This window comes from Dinghuibacter silviterrae, assembly GCF_004366355.1.
GTDB classification, from domain to species: Bacteria; Bacteroidota; Bacteroidia; order Chitinophagales; family Chitinophagaceae; genus Dinghuibacter; species Dinghuibacter silviterrae.
The window spans coordinates 2,202,478-2,221,561 of sequence record NZ_SODV01000002.1 but is presented as its reverse complement, the minus strand read 5'-3'; the positions used below and the strand labels follow the sequence as shown (position 1 = coordinate 2,221,561).

Below are 19,084 nucleotides of genomic sequence, written 5' to 3'. Positions count from 1 at the left end.
ATAGGCGATGTAGTAGTAATGTAGGGGTGGGCAAATGGCCGCGATACGGTACATTCGGTCCTCATATATGAAGAAGCTGATTCTCATCTTAGGTGTCTTTTTGTTGTCCGCCGGACTCCGGGCGCAGTCCTTTAAGGTTTTGGTCGTTGCCTCCCGGGCCAAAGACCATCTGAAAATGATCGCGGCGGCCCGGCCGGTGTTGGAGCAGATGGCAAAAGACAATGGTTTTGCCCTCGACTTTACGGATGATACCTCCCGGATCAGCGATGCCGGTCTGGCCGGCTACCAGGTTTTTGTCATGCTGCACCTGGCGCCCTTTGATATGTCCTATAGCCAGCAGGCGGCCCTGCAGAAGTTTGTGGAACAGGGCAAGGGCTGGGTGGGGATCCATGCCGCCGGTCTTACCGGCCGGCAATTTCTGGGCACCGGTACCCGGTACTGGCAATGGTTTGAGGATTTTATGGGCGGGGTCACCTACTCGCCGCATCCCGCCTACCAGAAGGGGACCGTCCTGGTCGAAGACCACAACCACCCCGCTACCCGTCACCTTCCCCCGACATTCGACATTTCGGACGAGTGGTATGAATTTAATAAAAGCCCCCGGTCCACGGTGCGTGTCCTGGCCAGCGCCGATGAATCCACCTACCACCAGAACCGGCCGATGGGGGATCACCCGATTGTCTGGACCAATGAGCGCTACCGGCGGATGATTTATATCGGGGTTGGGCATGATCCTTCGGTGTTTGGCAATGAGAGTTACCTCCGGCTGGTGCGGGATGCCATTGTATGGGCGGGGTCTAACGATTATTCTTATGAAAAAGTGATTCCATCGTCTCTTGGTTTCGACCGGGCCCGGCAATGGCTCGCGGGCGGCCTGCCGGATTCCGGGTCCAGCCTGATCACCGCCGACAGGGCCGCTGGTCGTCTGAGCGGCACCGGCACGTTCCGGGTTGCTACCGGGGACTCCGGTAATTATTACCAGGTGACCTTCGACATTGATATCCGGGTCACGGACAGCAATTATTCCTTCCATGCCTCGCATTTTTATGAAAAGCCCGTTGAAAAAGGGATCACCAACGCGTTTTCGAAAATTGAATACAGGTGGTGGGACTACTGGCATGGTCATCCCTGGTCCTCCGAGGATTCGGCGCTTTTTAAAGGGATCGACCGGAATATAAGCGCTTTCACGGCTTCCCTGGCCAGCGGCGGACGCCGTTTCCGGGTACTGGCGTTGTATGAAAATGGAGGACATCACGTCGCGTTCTCCGCGCGTGCCCGGACCTGGCTGGACCAGTTGGCGCTCGACAGCAATTTTGCTATTGACTATATACAAAATACCGATAAGATCGACGAGGCCTATTTGAGCAACTACCAGCTGATCCTTCAACTGGATTATGCCCCGTATGCCTGGAAAGACAAGGCCGTGGACGCCTTTCAACAATACATCGAACAGGGTAGGGGAGGATGGGTCGGTTTTCATCATGCCACCCTGTTGGGTGAGTTCGATGGATACCCCATGTGGCAGTGGTTTTCCACCTTTATGGGTGGCATCCGCTGGAAGAACTATATTCCCGGTTTTGCCCAGGGCGAGGTGCGGGTGGAGGACACGCTGCATCCTGTCATGAAAGGTGTACCATCGACTTTTACCATCCCAAAAGAAGAGTGGTATACTTATGACAAAAGCCCCCGGGGCCAGGTCCACGTCATTGCCAATGTAGATGAGTCATCCTACACGCCCTCATCGGCCGTAAAGATGGGCGATCACCCCATCATCTGGACCAATGAACAGTACAAGGCAAGGAATGTCTATATTTTTATGGGCCATTCGCCTGTGCTCTTTGATAACGAGGCTTATAAGAAGATTGTAAGCAATGCGATATGCTGGGCCGCGAAGACGGCGCCTCCGCATTTCTTTAAGGCCGTTGCCTTCTATTCAACCACCGTGGAGCCTGACCATGTTGATTTTGCCCGTGATGCCATTCAATTTTATTCCGACCTGGCCGTTCGGAGGCACTTTGTTTTCGATACGACCTCCGACTGGGCAAATATGAACGATGATTTTTTAAAAAATTACCAGGAGGTGCTATGGCTAAACGATTTTCCGAAGACCCAGCCACAGAGAGCGGCGTTTGAAAAATACATGACCGGGGGTGGTGCCTGGCTGGGTTTTCATGTAAGCGGGTACAACGACAAAGACACGCATTGGCCCTGGTTTGTCCGGTTTCTTGGGGGCTCGGTGTTTTATACCAACAGTTGGCCGCCGTTGCCGGCGACATTGGTGGTTGATTCCTCCAACCATTCGGTGACCAGGGGCTTGCCTTCTTCTTACGTTTCCCCGTTGAACGAATGGTATGCATGGAAACCCAGTCCCCGCGAGAACAAAGATGTCAAGGTATTGCTCACACTGGATACGAGCAATTACCCCCTGGGTAAGAAGGACAGGATACCTGGCGGCGATGTTCCTGTCGCCTGGACGAATACACGCTACAACATGGTCTACATGAACATGGGGCATGGGGATCACATATTTACATCTTCCACACAAAACCGGCTTTTTGAGAACGCTATCCTGTGGCTCGGGGCCCCCAAGATCTATGTGAACCAGGTAGGGTTTGATAAGGACGGACCCAAAACGGCTGTTGTCAGTGCGGGTGGTTTTACAACTTTCAACCTCGTCGATGCCGGATCCGGAAAAGTCGTTTATACCGGCGCCCTTAGTGCCCCGCAGCGTCTCGACGAATGGGACCCCGGCAAGCTATTTTACCAGGCTGATTTTTCGTCCTTTAAAAGTCCCGGCAGGTACCGTCTTAGCTTGGGGGACTATAGCAGCGAGCCGTTCACCATCGAAGAAAATGCACTGGCCAGGCTTACGATCCCCTCCATCATCCATTATTATCATAAGCAGCGGGCCAATACGCCCCAGGAGCTGGCCGCCGATGCACACATGCGCTTATTCGGGAGCGACAAGACCGTCGACATCCGCGGTGGATGGTGTGATGCGTCGGGGGACGTCAGCAAATACTTTTCCCACCTTGCCTATGCCAATTTCATGTCCCCCCAGCAAACACCCCTGGTGGTCTGGTCCATGGAGAGCGCAGACGAAAGCATCCCCGGTCTGCTGACAAAATGGGGCATTAAAGACTCGCTGGAAAAAGAGGCGTTGTACGGCGCCGACTACCTGATGCGCGCCCTCTCCAAGGATGATTATTTCTATATGATCGTCTTCAGCTATTTCAATAAGGACCCCAATGCCCGCCGGATCGTGAGGCTTTTGGCCAACAGCGTCACCACCGATCAATACCAGGCCGCTTTCCGGGAAGGCGGCGGCATGGCCATCGCCGCGCTGGCGCGGATTGCCCGGTGGAAAAAGTATGGAGCGTTTACTTCTGAGGAGTACCTCTCCGCAGCCCAACGTGCATTTGCCCACCTGTTGGTCAATAATACCCGGTATGACGACGACGGCAAAGAGAATATTATTGATGACTACTGCGCCTTGATGGCCGCCACGGAACTATGGATTGCGACCGACAGTGCGCTGTACCGTGAGCAAGCGCGGTTGAGGATGCACCATCTGGAGGCTCGGATGACCCCTTTGGGCTATTTCATTGCAGACGATAACCATCGCCCGTTCTGGCATGCCTCCGATGCCGGGCTACCTGTGATTGCCCTTTCCCGTTTTCTGGACAAGGAAAAGGATAGGGGGGAGCGGCAACGCGCGCTGGCCGTTATCCGGAAGGCCCTCGATTATAACCTCCGCGTGACCCGTCGTGTGAGCAACCCTTTTGGCTATGCCCGGCAGACATTTTTGTATCATGGCGCTGTTCAAGACGGGTTCTTTATACCCCACGACAATGAGACCGGCTGGTGGTGGCAGGGGGAGAACGCCCGTTTAGCCTCGCTGGCGACCGCTGCGCTCGTGGGTGGAAGATGGGTAAATTCCGGACGCGTTAGCGATTCGCTCGCACGGTATGCGGCACAGCAGTTGTCCTGGATACTCGGGGGCAATCCATATTCCGTATGTTTCATGTACGGATTCGGTTATAGCAATACACCTTATATGCAGTCCAATTTTGGGCATGGTTCTGAAATAGGAGGGATCTCCAATGGCATCACCGGGGTCCACGCCGATGGCAGCGGGATCGAATACAAGCCCCATGACGAGGGCAACGAATGGCGGTGGACGGAGCAGTGGATACCGCATGCGGCGTGGTTCCTGCAGGCAGTGGCGGCGATGGCGCGGGAAAATCGGTGACATTTGTCCTTGTTTCCGGGGAGCACTATGCGCCAACTTTGTTCAAAAAAGAATATGCGCGTATTTGTTACAGGAGCCTCCGGATTTATCGGCTCAGCCGTTGTCAAAAATTTATTGGCGGCAGGTCACCAGGTGCTGGGTATGGCCCGCTCCGACGCATCCGCCCAAACCCTGACCGATATGGGGATACAGGTGCATAGGGGAGATGTGCATGACCTCGAAAGCCTGCGTAAGGGTGCTGCCCTTGCTGATGGGGTCATTCACCTGGCGTTCGTCCACGACTTTACCACTTACGTGGAAAATTGCGAAACGGACCGGAAAGCCATTGAAGCTATGGGTGCCGTTCTGGCCGGAACCGGTCATCCCTTGCTGGTTACCTCCGGCACCGGCGCCCCCGTTACGCCCGGCCAGCTCCGCGGTGAAAATGAACCGCCCGCCCCCTCCAAGGTTCAACCCCGCATGGCCACCGAAGAAGCGGCTTTCGCCGTTTCCCGGTTAGGTGTACCGGTATCGGTCGTGCGCCTGCCGCCTTCGGTACATGCCCGCGATCGTCACGGCCTGGTGAGCCAGCTTTTTAACCTTGCCCGCCAAAAGGGCTTTTCCGCCTATATCGGCGATGGTCTTAACCGCTGGCCGGCGGTGCACCGACTGGATGCAGCCCGGGTATTCCACCTGGCTTTGGAGAAAGGATCGCCCTTATTCCGGTATCATGCGGTAGGAGAAGAAGGCATCACCCTCAAAGACATTGCCGAAGCGGTCGGCCGGCGCTTGAATGTGCCCGTGACCTCCTTGTCCCCTGAAGAAGCGGTCTCTCATTTTACCTGGATGTCGTCTTTTGTCGGGGCAAATATACCGGCATCCAGCGCCCTTACCCAGGAACATTTGGGCTGGCATCCGGAAAATCAAGCTTCGTTGTTGGAAGACATAGCGCAGGCTATTTTACCACCTTCTGTTGCCTGAGTTGCGCCTGCCTGATGCGGCTCAGGGTTTCCCGGGTGACGCCCAGGTAGGAGGCGACCATGTGCAGGGGTACGCGCTGGAAAACGTCCGGGAAGGACTCCATAAATTCCCGGTACTTTTCCTCCGTGGTATAGCTGATATTCTCCAGGATGCGCTGGCGGCTAAGGTATAGGGTATTGACGATAAGCTTCTCAAAATAGGATTTCAGCGCGGGAATGGTCTCCAAAAGGCGGCCAAAATGTTCTTTGGTCCAAAGCAGCATGGTCGTATCCTCTATGGCTTCGACGGTAAGCCTGGAGGGAGTTTCGTCTTTCAAACTTTCGGGATCGGTGAACCAGGAATTTTCGGGGGAAAAGGCCAGGATGGACTCACTGCCGTCGCTTTTGAGACAAAAGGCTCTTAATAGGCCTTTCGCCACGAAGAGCTTGTGGCGGCAGACCTCGCCTTCTGCCCAAAGCGGCTGGCGACGCCGGAGTTCCTTCACCGTGGCAAGGGACCAGACTTGCTGCAGCTCTTCCGGGGTTAGGGTTGTTTCCCTGTCGGTGAAGGTTTTGAAATGGTCGAATATGGGGGGCATAAGTTTGCTACGGTGTAATTTAAATCTTTTAAATTTATCCAATGAAACTCGACTCCAGCTACATCGGCCGTCATGTATTGTCAATTTTAGCTTTTTCCCTTTATTTTTTTATACATCCTGCACCCGTACATGGACAGGCCGTTTTTATATCCGATGTCGATCATTTCTGGGGCGCATTTGACAGCATTCAAACTACGCATGATAAGGACAGGCAGATCCAGATCATGCAGTCTCTGTATATCGACAAGGGAACGTACGGGCTGAAAAAGTTTATGACACTGAGAAAATTTGACGCGGCCAGATTAGTGGAGTGCATAAACAAATATCCCGGGTTTTGGAAATCTATACGCCCCAATACCTTGACTATATGGCAGAATGAGCCGCTCATTGAATCTTACCTCAGAAAGTTCAAGATTTTATACCCGGATATGCGCACGGCCAACATCTATTTTACGATCGGCGCCATTCGCGCAGCGGGTACTACGCAGGATTCACTGGTATTAATCGGCTCCGAAATTGCCATGGGCGACAAAAACACGGATGTCTCCGAGTTCCCTGATAAAAGACTGGCAAATTTTTTCAATTCGAAAAATTCAGGCAATATTATTCCAGTAGTCATCCACGAATGTGTGCATACACAACAACGGCCTGAAGGCAAGACCCTCCTGGCGGAGTCCATTTATGAGGGCGCCTGTGAATTTATTACCGAGCTCATACTGGCAAAGCCCTTGGAGAATTCTTATTTAGTCTATGGGAGAACGCATGAAAAGGAGCTAAAGCAGCAATTTAAAAAAGACATGTTTTCCGAAGATCTTTCTCACTGGTTGTACAATGGGGCAACGTCAAAGACGATGGGGGATTTGGGGTATTTTATGGGCTATAGCATCTGCAAGTCGTTTTATAGTCATGCTAAAAACAAGAACACGGCCATAAAAGCGATTATCAATTTGAATTATCCGGATTCGGTGGCAGTGAAGGAGTTTTTGAAGGAATCAAGATATTATTGATAAAAGCCGTAGTTTCACCCGATCATTTTATGACCGATATGAAAAATCTATATTTATTCGCATTCATCGTCAGTCCTACCTTTCTTTTGGCGCAGCAAAAAGACAACACTTTAACAAAAAAGGAAAAAAGAGAAGGCTGGCAACTTTTGTTTGACGGCAAAACCACCCATGGCTGGCACACCTACCTGCGCGACACCGTCGGCTCAAGATGGCAGGTAGAGGACGGACAAATCGTGTTTGACCCGACCAAGCCAAAAGAGGGCGGTGGCTACCTGGTCACCAACAAGGAATACGAGAACTTCGAGCTCCGGTTACAATGGAGAATATCCAAAGGCGGCAATAGCGGGGTGATTTTTGATGTACAGGAAGACCCCAAATATGCCCAGCCCTATGTCACCGGCCCGGAAATGCAGGTACTCGATAATATCGACGCCGCCGATAACAAAAAACAAAATCACCTCGCCGGTTGCCTGTATGACATGGCCGGAGATACATCCGTGTCAAAACCCGTACCCGTCGGCGGGTGGAACCAGGTAAGAATTATTCAAAACAAAGGTCACCTGACCTTGTGGCTAAACGGCATACAAACCTATGACGGACAAATCGGAAGCCCCGAGTGGGATTCATTGGTCGCCAAAAGCAAGTTCAGGAATAAAGAATTCTATGCTTTTGCAAAGGTGGCAAAAGGAAAGATTTCGTTGCAGGAGCATCCGGGGGCGAGTGGGTGGAAGAATATTATGATCAGGGAGATAAAATAGCCTCCCGGGTTGATGCCGGGAGGTCTTTGTATTAGTTGTTGGGCGTCAGCTTTCGGATGACATTGTTGTAGGCATCCGAAACATATATATTTCCGCTGCGGTCTACCACCACACCGGCGGGTCGGCTAAAGGTGGCAACGCTTCCCGGACCATTGGCAGATCCCTGTTCTCCGGCAATACCGGCAATGGTCGCCACCGTGTCGGAAGGGCTGATCCTGCGAATAGTATTATTTATAGCGTCACACACATATAAATAGCCAAGTCCATCTATTGCTACATCCCAAGGTCCATCAAAACTGGCAGCAGCACCCGGACCGTCGGACGAACCGAGGGCGCCGGTACCCGCGATAGTGGTGACCACCGCAGCCGGCGTGATTTTACGGATTTTCTGGTTATTAGCATCTGCGAGGTATATATTGCCATAACCGTCCCTGCACATTCCATCCGGAGCGAAAAAACTGGCGGCGGCGCCTGTACCGTCCGCCGAACCAGTCGCGCCACTACCTGCAAATGTGGTCACTACAGCTTGCGGTGTAAGCTGGCGTATCTCAGGATAGATGGCATCAGACACATAGATATTGCCATTGACATTCACCGTGATTCCCAAGGGATCATCGAATTTGGCGGCGGTACCCGTGCCATTTACAGTCCCGGCGCCTCCGCCGGCGAAGGTCGTAACCACGCCGGCCGGCGTGATTTTACGGATCATATTATTGTACTTGGCATCAGTTACGTATACATTTCCGGTAGCATCTATCGCCAACCTAACCGGGTCATAGAATTCGGCTACAGTATCTACACCGTTAGCCGATCCACGCTGTCCATTGCCGGCAAAAGTGGTGACGACACCGTTAGGGGTGATCTTGCGTATTCTAAGATTTTGTACATCCGCTACATACAGGTTACCGCTGCTATCGATCGCGAGGCCCATGGGGTGGTTAAAACTGGCGGCAGTGCCCGTACCATCTGCGAACCCGGCGATACCGCTGCCCGCGAAGGTGGATACGGTGTACGAAGAGGCGGGGTTTTGGGCGTCGCTGGCAACCGCTTTTAATCCGGTGCCGGTTTGTTTGTTACAGGAGAATAGGAGGGCGCAGGCTAGCGCCAGGAACAATGATTTGGGAGTCATATTGGGATTGCTTTCCCGATACAACGGAGAGGGTGGGGCAAATAACTATCCTTAATAATTAAGTCATTTCCGGTGGACCACACTTTTTTTAAGAGACACCTCGCATTTAAAGTTTTGATTATCATTATTTTAATATTTTTTTCCATACTTGATTTGTTCGTTTATTTCGTTTATATAACTTTGTGATATAAAAATCAATGAGATGGACGCCTTAATAGAAAAGACAACCCGGGAAGATCAGCGCATTGCGAAAGGCTCCGTGAACCTTTTTAAAAAGCTATCTCGTTCACTTGGATCGAGTAAGAAAGTGGTAGAAATTTCCTTTCCGGAAAGCGATGAACCATTACGCCTGCCTGCAAAAGTGATTGCGATGATGGCCGAAATTTTATCGGGAATGTCCGTAGGAAGGTCAGTGGCTGTGATCCAAACCGAAATGGAAGTAAGTACCCAGGAAGCTGCGGACTTTTTGGAGGTTTCCCGGCCGCATGTTGTCCGGCTTTTGGAGAAAGGAGAGATTCCGTTTACTAAGGCCGGTACCCATCGTCGAATTAAAATAAGTGATTTGATCGCTTACCAAAAGACCTTGAAAGCTACCAGGAGAAAGCAATTGAAATTCCTTGCAAAACAAGCCCAGGACCTCAAACTGGATTATTGAAACAGGAAAAATGCAATTTATTACGGCAGTATTGGACGCAAATGTCCTGTATCCGCTTTCATTGAGAGATTACTTGCTAAACCTTGCGGTTGAAGGGTTATATGATCCTATATGGACCCCTGAAATACACGACGAATGGATCAGAAACCTTCTAAAAAATAGACCGGACCTCAAAAGGAAGCAATTAGAGGCCACGCGTAAGGCAATGGATAAGGCTTTTCCTGGGGCAAACGTAACAAATGTCCAATCCATCGCAAATCGCCTAGCGCTGCCTGACCCAGATGATCGCCATGTACTTGCCGCAGCCATTAAAGCAGGGGCGGAGGTTATAGTTACTGCCAATCTAAGGGATTTTCCTGAAGTAATGCTAGCCCAACATAACATCCGTGCTGAACATCCGGATAGTTTTATCTTATCCTGCATTGAACGGGACCATCAGAAGAGTGTCCGGGCATTTGAAGAACAGGTTGCAGTATTGAGAAACCCGACTATGACTGTAGACGAGGTTCTGAAAAGTATGGAGAAGAATAGAATAAATTAACTGAAAGCGTAGCCAAGCTGCGATTGCTTTTAACCCAATAAAGATCAAATAGCCAACTTATGCCACATTCAACTCGACAGGATATTCACGATCAACGAGAACAGAATAAAATGGGATTGGACACATATTTTTTAGATAAAAACAACCTTTTTGATCCAGCCATCGACAAACTGATAACTGATATAAAGACTCAGATGGAGACCATTTCGGATGAAATGGAAGGCTGGGACAGTATAAAAGAAGACGATCCAGAAAGATACGCAGAATTGGAGGACCAAATGGATCAGTCTGGAACGTCCATCCTTGAGCAGCAAAGAGATGCGACTATGGATATGATCTATCTTCAAGATCAACTGATTGCCCTGATGGAGATGAAGATTGTCTACGCCGTTAAAAGCCTTGAAATAAATATAAGTAGGCTATTGAGAGCTGCTTTTTACACAAATCAACGCTTTCATCAATGGACTGTTGTTGTTGAATTTATGAAAGGTAAGGGTATCCAAGTGAATAAACTTGACGGTTATACAGAAATCAATCAGTTGCGTAGTGTAAACAACGCCATTAAACACTCCGGCGAAGTAGACGAAAGCACTAAAAATATCCCTGAATTCGAAAGGTGGAAGGTATTCAGTTCACGATCCCTGGGGGACTTCTATGAAAGGATCTCTCGATATCCATCCATATTTCTTAAATCCTTAATCGCTGCTATTCATTCGGAACTATATGTCTTCAGCGACTCAAAGTTGGACGAAATGACGAGATCAATAGTGCTCAGGATGAATAAAGAGGACGCGTTGAAATTTGCAAGAAAGATCTTGGCAGAATATGGGGATCAGAAATAGGATAGCCACAATAATAGCTTTTTATTTTACAAGTATACGGTGTTGGGTGTTCATGAAAATGGAGACGTCTCCAAATATCTTTACTGAATAGGTCTTTCAGGTTCTTTGGAGACTGCAATAGGAGGGGAGCACGTTCATGAAATATGTTCATGAACAGCTAATGCTTGGGCATATTAGCCCACAATATTTACCTTAGATACCGTTTATTTTTAGCCCGTTTGCACGATTATTTTCCAGAAATTTTATTTAAAATATTAAATACCAATTACTTATTACTTTACAAGGGACCCAAAATGATGGCCGAGATTTTATCGGGAATGTCCGTAGGCAGGTCTATGGCTGTGATCCAGACCGTGATGGAGGTCAGTACCCAGGAAGCTGCCGACTTTTTGGAGGTCTCCCGGCCACATGTTGTCCGGCTATTGGAGAAAGGGGATATTCCGTTTACTAAGGCCGGCACCCATCGTCGAATTAAAATAAGTGACTTGATCGCTTACCAAAAAACTTTGAAAGCTACAAGGAAAAAGCAATTGAAATTCCTTACTAAACAAGCCCAGGAGCTTAATTTGGACTATTGAAGTAGGAAAAATGTACTTTACTGCAATCGACCACTTATGATGGAATTCCAACATTTTGCCCTAGCCCTTTCCCAATTTGCCGGCATCAGCGAGCAAGAAATTCAGCACGCCCAGCCATTTTGGAATATCAAGCATTTTGCCAAGGGTGAGTTCTACAACGTTCAACACAGTATCTGCCGGCACCTGGGATTCATCACTAACGGGGTTTTCCGGTCCTACATCATAGACGACAACGGAGAAGAAAAGAACATCTTCTTCTACTCCACCAACCAATTCGTCGTCACTTTCAAAAGCTTCATTAACCAAGCCCCCTGCGGCTACCATACCCGGGCCATGGCAGACGCCACCATCGTTTGTATAACGCTCGACAACCTACTCCAACTCTATAAAACCTCCCATGCCTGGGAGCGTTTCGGCCGGTTGCTGGCCCAGGAGGCCTTTAACGTAGCCATTGATCGGGCAGAGAGCTTTCTGTTCAAAACACCCGAAGAACGCTACATAGAACTCGTATCCAAACATCCAGGACTGATCCAGGAAATTCCGCTGTATCATATCTCCTCCTATTTAGGCATCCAAGGTCCATCCTTGAGCCGCATTCGAAAAAGAATCTCCCGGCGCTGAACCGTTTTTAACTCAGGTTAAAAATAGTGTGTGGCCCAATGGACAACTTTGTTGATCAAAAGCCAAACATATGCGTCCATTCGTCACTACCATGCTATTATTCGTCCTTTTCTTTTCATTGAACACTACCACCTTTTCACAATCAACAGACAGCACCATGCCCCGTGCCGCCATCACTTCAAAGACCATCGTCTTCATCCACGGTTTGTTTGTCAACCCCCAATGCTGGCAAGAATGGAAAGCCTATTTCGAAGCCCGTGGCTATACCTGCATCACCCCAGCCAATCCCTATCACAGCGGTCATCCCGCCGACCTGCGGGCTCATATCGATCCCAGGTTGGGAAAACTGAGCTTTGAGGAAGTCGTCAACAACATCGCTAAACTCATCGACTCCCTACCCGAAAAACCCATTATCATCGGCCATTCCCTGGCAGGACTTGTCGTTCAGAAACTCGTCGAAATGAACAAAGCCGCCGCCGGCATCTGCATTGACGGCGCCACCCCTAAAAATGTACTCCCCGGTCTCCGTACTTTCAGAACCATGTGGCCTGTGATCAATCCGCTCAAAGGAAACAGCACCTTTGTCAGCAGTAGAAAATGGTTCCACCGATCCTTCTGCACCACCCTCACCCTGGATGCCAGCAACCAGGTCTATGATTCCCTGTGCGTCCCGGAAAGCAGGAATATTCCCCGAAATACCCTTTTTAAATCCTTTGCCAAAGTAGACCTCAAAAAGCCCCACAACCCCTTGCTCTTTATCGGCGGAGAAAAAGACATCATCATACCAGCCAAACTCAGCAGGAAGAACGCCCACGCCTACTGGGACAAAAACAGCATTACTAATTTCAAAGAATTCAAAGGACGGTGCCACTACATTTGCGGCCAGCAAGGATGGCAGGAAGTAGCCGACTATGTACTGGAGTGGCTGAAGTAAGCCATAGAAGCACTTAAAAAATTAGCCCTGTAAACACCAGCTTTACAGGGCTAATTCACCAGAGGAAGGCAAAAACTATTGAAGATCTACGGCTCCCTGCGAACCACCGAGTTCATTTGGTTTCTAACCCTGCTGATCCGCTCATATACGATCTTACGCATACGATTGACAACACCCAAAGGCCGGTGCTCCACTATGGCGTGCCAGACGTTGAAGGACAAAGTTTCACCCAGACGATTCAACTCTTCGGTGTCAAAATCCTGTTTGGGTAGGATCAACCGGGCAACTTCGCTGAAGGGAGCCACCGATTCCGGCCATTCGTGCGTGCAATCCTCCACACTAAGATCCTCCGAGGTCTTTGGCTGTATCATAAAACTCAATACCACATCTTCCTTACTTAGGGTATTCTTCATTACCTCCCGCAAAAAATCATCCCCCGGATGATGGGGCATCGGGTCCTTCGCATCGGACAGGGGCTTAATGGAAAACTTAACGGCCAAGCGATCCTTGCCAACCCCATGTTGAAAAGCTGACGCCGAGAAATACTGCACTTGAAATGGATTAGCTATTTTACTACCGGTCATTTCCGCCAGCAGTACTGTGCTTCGTAAACCCAACGCAACCGGTATCGTCAGCTTTGAAAACAAGTTCCCGCCGGCCTTTTCAAAAAGGGTCAAATAGGTCTTGGGATCATTGACAAAAAAAGTCGGCTTATTAATCATCACAAAATCCTGTGTCCTGGCATCTTTATCGGTATCCAACAGCTTTTCTCCCGGAATGTCCAGCACCTTGACGGCCAACCCGCGGACATCACCATGGCTGTCCGAAAGTTGCTTGGGCTCCCCGGAACCGTTTGAAAAACGAACGATGGCTTCATACATCCTACCCGGAACAAAAATACCCTGGGCCAGGTTTGCAGGGATATCCTCATTCATTTGTAAAACAGCCCGCATACATCCAGTCGCCTTAATGTGTACGTCCCGCCTGGCATTCCCTTCAGAATACTGTGTGCGGATATTGTGCTCCAATAAATCGGCAATTTGCGTGGTCAGTGCCGCTTCGTCAGGAGAAGCATGCTCCCCCAATGCTTCATCGATAAAAGGATAGGTAATGTCCACCGGTATTGACTGGTCAAAATTTTCAGGCATGTTCATATAATTTTTTGATGTTTATTATCCTAAATGTCCACCAGTTAATCTGCTAAAATTTTAACCCGGGTTAAAATCCGGTGCCTCCACCTGCAACGAGAGCGGTGCCTTGGCGAAAGTCGCCTTTTTTATCATGAACGGCCGATTGGACGACGCGAGGACCTTTTTCTCATTAATTCGCTCTGGAAATGTGGAATATCTCCGGCCTGTGTCTCATGACGTTGCTATTGCGAGGAAGAAGCAGGAAATTACGCATAGAAGGGAAGGGTTTGATGAAGGGTATTGCGAGGGAATATGAACATTGGGTGCGTTGATTATTACTTAACATAATATTAATTATAGGACCAAAATACAAACCCTTCCTAAAGCCCACCTATAATGAAAATGCCAGCCTTTGCTTGACATTCTTCTTCTCACTATCAATGATTTCCCTATGATGCTTCAATTCGTATGCCCGGTCCTTTTCCAGCAATCTGAACCACATTAATGCGGGAAAATTTCTATTGGAGTGTATTTCCAGCCTAAAAATGAGTTTTTCCGTAGGCTTGCGTCGTTTATTGATCACCTGGCTTAGCTCCGCGGGGTCAACATTTATTTCCTCGGCGAATTGGTTATTTTTCTTTTCCAGACGACTAATGTATTCTTTTAGAAAATATCCGAAAGTATACTCCTTGCTCAGATGATCCGATTTTATATAATCCTCGATCAGATACTTTAGTTGCAGCAGTTGCGCAATAAGCTTTGTTCTTTCTGATTGCTTTTCAGAAACTTTTTTCCTATGCTCACGAAAAGCTTCCAACATTGCATCCCGTTCCGGTGAAGCTTTAGGACCGGGGAAGACAAATGATTCGGCAATCTCTTCGGGGGTGTATTCTTTTTCGATGTTTTTTGACGATTTCATGCTTTAACGATTTGCAATTAATTGCCTTAGTCAATATATCGCTTGATCAGTCGAAGAGAATTGTTGGTATTCAATTCCATAATTCCTTCGGGTTGGCTTGGTGTTTTAATGGGCACCCAAACAAATCCGTATTTTGACGAATAATGTTCCTTCAGGTACGTCTTTGGCTTCAAAAAGACCCATCCTTCATACCCTCGTTTGAATGACTCCCGGCAGGCAAAAGCAATCAGGCAACCGGCAATAAGGGCAAATTTCCTATTGCCTCGCCGGTTTTCCAGGCTCACTTCCAATAATTCGATCTCTATAGCGTCTATTCCTTCTCCGGGATGATCCGTGAGGCACATAAGCCCCAAAATAGTCTCATCACTAACAAGCCTGAGCTTGTAGACCTCCCTGCTTTTATACGCATTCCAGTTAAATGAATCGAATCGCGACTTGTCTCTTTTGATGACTTTGAAGTCATTGAGGTTCAGTGGCTCAATAGTTGCCTCTACTTGTTCCCCGCTGGAAATCTCCTCCAAGACCATTGATCCCGTGATTTACCAGGCAAAAATACAAAAAAATAATTGACAAAATTGTCAATTATTATCAAAAATGTAAAGCAATTAAAAGACCTAATGCGTCTCCGAATACACCTTATCCAGCCTAAAACACTTCTGCTTCTTGTCATAAGACGCCAGATCCCGGTCTGACCGGAACTGGATCAGCGCGTCGTCGAACTTTTTATTGTCGGCAAAGGCGTCGCGGAGGTTGTCGACGGTTAGTTCCTGGATATCGGCGGCGGCGTCCTTGCTAAAGAAATACTTGACGATCGTGTAATCGCCCTTGCCCGAGGAGCCGATGGTGACCTTGTACATCGGGATGCTGCCGCCGGGGTTTAGAAGCATGTAGGTTCCGCCCTGGAATATCCTTACGATATTGCCGTTGCAGCATTTGACGGCATAGATGGCGGCCATTTCGGTTTCGTGGAGCTGGCCGGACAGGTCTACCAGGAGGCGTTTGCTGCCGAGGAGGTCTTCGCCGTTGCTCCAGGATTTGCCCCTGAGCGTTTTGGCGGGATAGGCTTTTCCGGCGAGGTAGTCGCTTGAGGTGAGGTACACGCCCCCGCATTCGTTTTGTGCGCGGGCCGAAGAAAGGATGAGGGTGAAAAGACACCCTATCCAGAGAGAAAGAGTTGACTTTTTCATAACGGAGCATTTCTAACCTAAAGCTAGCAAGGATTCTGCCGGATTCCAGTTAGAATGCTTTAATCCTTTTACAGCGCGAATTTAACGGTCGCGGTCAAATAAAACAGGTTTTGGCCGGGTTCGCCCAGAAGGTTTTGCGGGAGCACATACGCGGGTGAAAGAATTAGATAGAATTTTTGGTAGCGGAAGACGACGGGCAGGCTGAATTCATACGCCAGCACATTAAATTGGCTGCTTTGGGTCGTGATTTGTTGGTCGGATACCGGAATAAATAGAAAGTTCTTTTGTTCGTAATACGTCTGGGTGAAGTGTTGGGTGCCGGCGTAAACATAAGCGGATGGATCGAGGACGAGGATCCCCTTCCCGAATACTTTCTGGAACCTGATGATGTGGTCGAGACCGGCCTGGGCACCGGGATCGACCTGGCTGCTCCATTTGGCGTTGATGCCGACGGTGATGTCGACGATCTTGTTTAGGTTGGTGAGGCTGGCGGTGGCCATTTCATGGATGACCGATTGCACGAGGTCGGTGCCGGGCCGGTAAAAAAACTGGGAGGCAGATAGGTTTCCTGCCCAGTGGCCGCTGTGCCCGGTAAAGTTATACCCGGCTTCGAGTAAGGTGGCGGCGTATTCGGACTGGACACTGTTTTGGATAAAAACAAAGGTGCTGTGCATGTATAAACCGTTCCTGAAGTCGATCCCGACGAAGGGGAGCACGCCTTTGGTGTGGAGGCTGTCTACACGGCCGTAGTAGTTGAGGCCGGAGTTGTAGGTGACGCCCGCGATGACGTGGGTCTTTTCCTTATGAGTGGTATCCTTGCTTTGGGCAAAGGTGGCCTGGCTAAGCAGGATCAGGAACAGGAGGTATATGAAAGTACGCATGTCTATGAATTTTTGATAAATGAAGGGCCGCCCTTGACGGGCGACCCCTGTGCTTTCATAGGTTGCTAGCGTAAACGGCTAGTGTTGAACACTAGTGTTCGTCGAAGCCTTAACCTGTAATCCTGCGTGGGCTGCTGTTGTGCTTTGCCCGGCCTGACTTTGCCCAGTCTGGCCGGAGGCACCGGCGGAAGCGGAAACAGAGGTCTTCGTCGATATAGTAGATGTGCTTGCCTGCGAGGTAGCGCCGGCTACTTTGCCGGAGGCGGCGACAGCGGCTGTCTGGCCGGTCTGTACGGTGGAGCTAACGGCCTGTTTGCCGGCCTGGACGGTGGTCGCAGCGGCTTGCTGACCGGCTTGAGCCGTGGTAGCGGCAGCGGCATGAGCGTTTGCGGCCGTGGTAGCGGCAGCGGCATGAGCGGTAGCGACCGTTGCGTTAGTCGTGGCGGCCGTGGTGTGAACGGCAGCGGTGCTTTTCGTGGCGGCTGCGGTAGAGCTTGCCCTCAGCGCGTTGCTGACGCCTGCCGAGTTAACGGCGGCGGAAGAGGTCAAACGGGCGGAACTGGCGACCCCCAGGCCAAGCTGAGCGGAGGACACGTTCGAGACGGCGAGTCCTGCGACAAAGACGATCGAAAAAAAGGCATAACGTTTCATAATTCCTGGTTTTGATTGTTAAGTGATCAGGCCGCGAGGCCCTTTGTTACTATATCAACCAGACCGGGATGTTGTTACCCCCTTTTTCCAATAAATTTATTCCAGCTTGGCGTTCAACTCTTTAGCCTTTGCCGACAGGGAGGATCCTTCGGGGATCCTGGACAGCCATTGAAGGGCGGCGGGACGATCGTTCTCCGCGGCATAGCTTAGCGCCATGTAGAACGCTGCGTCATAACGCATAAGGGACTCCCCGGCATAGACCTTTTGCCAGTCGGCACGGGCCGCGGCGGTACCACCGGTCTTCCAGGCGGCTACACCTCTATAGAATAAGGCGAGCTGGTTGCTGGTGTCGGCCCGCACGGCCTGGTCGAGGACGGGTAAGGCATGGGAGAAGTCCTGGCGATTAAAATAGACAGCAGCTTTTTGCAAAAGCGTATCGGTATTGTTGCCGCGCTCGGCCGTGCCGATCATCTCGGTACGACTGAGGCGGTCGATGGTGTCTTGCCGGCTGGAGGGCCACAGCAGCACGGAAACGATGCCGATGACGGCGGCGGCGGCGACCCCGGCGACCCAGCGGGTGAAGGGAACGATACGGGAGCGGAAATACTGCGGTCTTAGGGAGGTCAATGTCGCCCTGAGGCCGCTGGCGGAAGCATCCGGCGCCAACCGTTGCCTGAGGCTTTCTTTCAGCTCCCGATACAAGGCGACCTCGGCCTGCAGGGCCGGGTCCTGCCGGAGGTCGGTTTCGAACCACCGGCTTTCCTCCTCCGGAAGCTCGCCGTCTACATAACGGATGATATATTCACGATCGTAGGTCGCCATGTTTTACAGTTTCAGGGATTGAATATGAGACAAAAGGGTCGCCATGCATTCGGTCTTCTTTTTGCGGAGATAACCATAGCTAACGCCCAGTGCTTCAGCGATTTTCTCCTGCCGTTCCCCGGTAAGAACGCTTCTCAGGATCTCGCGGCAGCGCTCCCCCAGCCTATCGAACGCTTCCCGGAACGCCCGGTGTCTGTCCTCTTCGGAAGCCACCCTCTCCGCGGCTGCGAAGGTATCTTCTCCAAAATCAGATACGTCTTCCGCGGGTTTTGTTACCGGGCTGTGCCCCCTTTTCTTTAGTTCATTTAGCCATTTCCGTTTACAGACGAGGAGGAGGAAAGGCTCGAAGGGGCAGGTCAACTGCAACTGCCGGTGCCGGGCCTGGTTGTATATGTCGATGAGGGACTCCTGGAAAATATCGGCGGCGTCGCCGGTGTCGCCGCCGTTTTTGAGGACGTAGTTCCTAACGGTGGCGGAAAAACGCCGGTAGATGTCCTCTATGAGGTTCCTGTCGTTGTGGAGCAACGCGTCAACATATTGTTGGTCCGGGTGGATCGCCATGCCGCGAATTTCAGCGAATATCTCCAAAAAAAAGAAGGGGGGTAACAAATGGGTAGTCCCATTGATCTATTTTTACAAG

At 50.3% G+C, this 19,084-nt stretch carries 20 protein-coding genes; 10 read left to right on the top strand and 10 right to left on the bottom strand.

The genetic code is table 11. The annotated features are described in order from the left end of the window. The first annotated feature begins 67 nt into the window (after positions 1 to 67). On the top strand, positions 68 to 4,252 hold the full coding sequence (locus tag EDB95_RS27600; RefSeq protein WP_162852803.1) for a ThuA domain-containing protein: 4,185 nt from the start codon (positions 68 to 70) through the stop codon (positions 4,250 to 4,252). A gap of 54 nt (positions 4,253 to 4,306) precedes the next feature. Further along, a complete protein-coding gene (locus EDB95_RS26190; RefSeq protein ID WP_133999702.1) occupies positions 4,307 to 5,212 on the top strand; it encodes an SDR family oxidoreductase in 906 nt (301 codons plus the stop codon). Here the strand turns inward: EDB95_RS26190 and EDB95_RS26185 are convergent. Then, entirely contained in the window at positions 5,187 to 5,789 is a 603-nt protein-coding gene (locus EDB95_RS26185) for a Crp/Fnr family transcriptional regulator (protein WP_133999699.1), read from the bottom strand. The two genes, EDB95_RS26190 and EDB95_RS26185, sit on opposite strands and share 26 nt — an antisense overlap. A gap of 41 nt (positions 5,790 to 5,830) precedes the next feature. Here EDB95_RS26185 and EDB95_RS26180 point away from each other — a divergent pair, with 41 nt between their 5' ends. Together EDB95_RS26180 and EDB95_RS26175 are read left to right on the top strand one after the other, a co-directional pair. Continuing rightward, the gene (locus EDB95_RS26180; protein WP_133999696.1) at positions 5,831 to 6,796 is read left to right on the top strand and encodes a gliding motility protein GldB-related protein; all 966 of its coding nucleotides are present in this window, start codon (positions 5,831 to 5,833) and stop codon (positions 6,794 to 6,796) included. Between the two features lie 38 nt (positions 6,797 to 6,834). Then, positions 6,835 to 7,554 (top strand): 3-keto-disaccharide hydrolase, encoded by a 720-nt coding sequence (locus EDB95_RS26175; protein WP_133999693.1) that lies wholly within the window; start codon positions 6,835 to 6,837, stop codon positions 7,552 to 7,554. A gap of 31 nt (positions 7,555 to 7,585) precedes the next feature. On the opposite strand, the gene EDB95_RS26170 is transcribed toward EDB95_RS26175, so the two are convergent. Continuing rightward, positions 7,586 to 8,683: an NHL repeat-containing protein gene (locus EDB95_RS26170; RefSeq protein ID WP_133999690.1), complete on the bottom strand. Its 1,098-nt coding sequence runs from the start codon at positions 8,681 to 8,683 to the stop codon at positions 7,586 to 7,588. 202 nt (positions 8,684 to 8,885) lie between these two features. Between EDB95_RS26170 and EDB95_RS26165 the strand changes: the two genes are divergently transcribed. The 6 genes from EDB95_RS26165 to EDB95_RS26140 all read left to right on the top strand — a co-directional run bounded on the left by EDB95_RS26165 (position 8,886) and on the right by EDB95_RS26140 (position 12,854). Then, entirely contained in the window at positions 8,886 to 9,338 is a 453-nt protein-coding gene (locus EDB95_RS26165; protein ID WP_133999687.1) for an excisionase family DNA-binding protein, read from the top strand. Continuing rightward, on the top strand, positions 9,301 to 9,879 hold the full coding sequence (locus EDB95_RS26160) for a PIN domain-containing protein (RefSeq protein ID WP_211352225.1): 579 nt from the start codon (positions 9,301 to 9,303) through the stop codon (positions 9,877 to 9,879). Before EDB95_RS26165 ends, EDB95_RS26160 begins: the two co-directional genes overlap by 38 nt. 59 nt (positions 9,880 to 9,938) lie before the next feature. Next, positions 9,939 to 10,721, top strand: a complete 783-nt coding sequence (locus EDB95_RS26155) for a hypothetical protein (RefSeq protein WP_133999684.1) — start codon at positions 9,939 to 9,941, stop codon at positions 10,719 to 10,721. A gap of 218 nt (positions 10,722 to 10,939) precedes the next feature. Then, positions 10,940 to 11,299: an excisionase family DNA-binding protein gene (locus EDB95_RS26150; protein WP_133999681.1), complete on the top strand. Its 360-nt coding sequence runs from the start codon at positions 10,940 to 10,942 to the stop codon at positions 11,297 to 11,299. Between the two features lie 36 nt (positions 11,300 to 11,335). Continuing rightward, positions 11,336 to 11,920: a Crp/Fnr family transcriptional regulator gene (locus EDB95_RS26145; protein ID WP_133999679.1), complete on the top strand. Its 585-nt coding sequence runs from the start codon at positions 11,336 to 11,338 to the stop codon at positions 11,918 to 11,920. Positions 11,921 to 11,990: 70 nt separating this feature from the next. After that, on the top strand, positions 11,991 to 12,854 hold the full coding sequence (locus tag EDB95_RS26140; protein WP_211352224.1) for an alpha/beta hydrolase: 864 nt from the start codon (positions 11,991 to 11,993) through the stop codon (positions 12,852 to 12,854). An 86-nt stretch (positions 12,855 to 12,940) separates the two neighbouring features. On the opposite strand, the gene EDB95_RS26135 is transcribed toward EDB95_RS26140, so the two are convergent. From EDB95_RS26135 to EDB95_RS26100, 8 genes are all read right to left on the bottom strand, one after another. Beyond that, positions 12,941 to 14,002, bottom strand: coding sequence for a catalase family protein (locus EDB95_RS26135; protein WP_162852802.1), 1,062 nt, complete (start codon positions 14,000 to 14,002; stop codon positions 12,941 to 12,943). Between the two features lie 373 nt (positions 14,003 to 14,375). Further along, the gene (locus EDB95_RS26130) at positions 14,376 to 14,903 is read right to left on the bottom strand and encodes a hypothetical protein (protein WP_133999673.1); all 528 of its coding nucleotides are present in this window, start codon (positions 14,901 to 14,903) and stop codon (positions 14,376 to 14,378) included. Between the two features lie 26 nt (positions 14,904 to 14,929). Next, on the bottom strand, positions 14,930 to 15,430 hold the full coding sequence (locus EDB95_RS26125) for a hypothetical protein (RefSeq protein ID WP_133999670.1): 501 nt from the start codon (positions 15,428 to 15,430) through the stop codon (positions 14,930 to 14,932). Positions 15,431 to 15,517: 87 nt separating this feature from the next. Beyond that, positions 15,518 to 16,090 (bottom strand): hypothetical protein, encoded by a 573-nt coding sequence (locus EDB95_RS26120; protein ID WP_133999667.1) that lies wholly within the window; start codon positions 16,088 to 16,090, stop codon positions 15,518 to 15,520. 68 nt (positions 16,091 to 16,158) lie between these two features. Beyond that, a complete protein-coding gene (locus tag EDB95_RS26115) occupies positions 16,159 to 16,971 on the bottom strand; it encodes a hypothetical protein (protein ID WP_133999665.1) in 813 nt (270 codons plus the stop codon). A 78-nt stretch (positions 16,972 to 17,049) separates the two neighbouring features. Beyond that, complete coding sequence (locus tag EDB95_RS26110) at positions 17,050 to 17,622, bottom strand: hypothetical protein (protein WP_133999662.1); 573 nt, start codon at positions 17,620 to 17,622, stop codon at positions 17,050 to 17,052. Positions 17,623 to 17,718: 96 nt separating this feature from the next. Then, the gene (locus tag EDB95_RS26105) at positions 17,719 to 18,444 is read right to left on the bottom strand and encodes an anti-sigma factor (protein ID WP_133999659.1); all 726 of its coding nucleotides are present in this window, start codon (positions 18,442 to 18,444) and stop codon (positions 17,719 to 17,721) included. Positions 18,445 to 18,447: 3 nt separating this feature from the next. Beyond that, positions 18,448 to 19,005, bottom strand: coding sequence for an RNA polymerase sigma factor (locus tag EDB95_RS26100; protein WP_133999656.1), 558 nt, complete (start codon positions 19,003 to 19,005; stop codon positions 18,448 to 18,450). Positions 19,006 to 19,084: the final 79 nt, after the last annotated feature.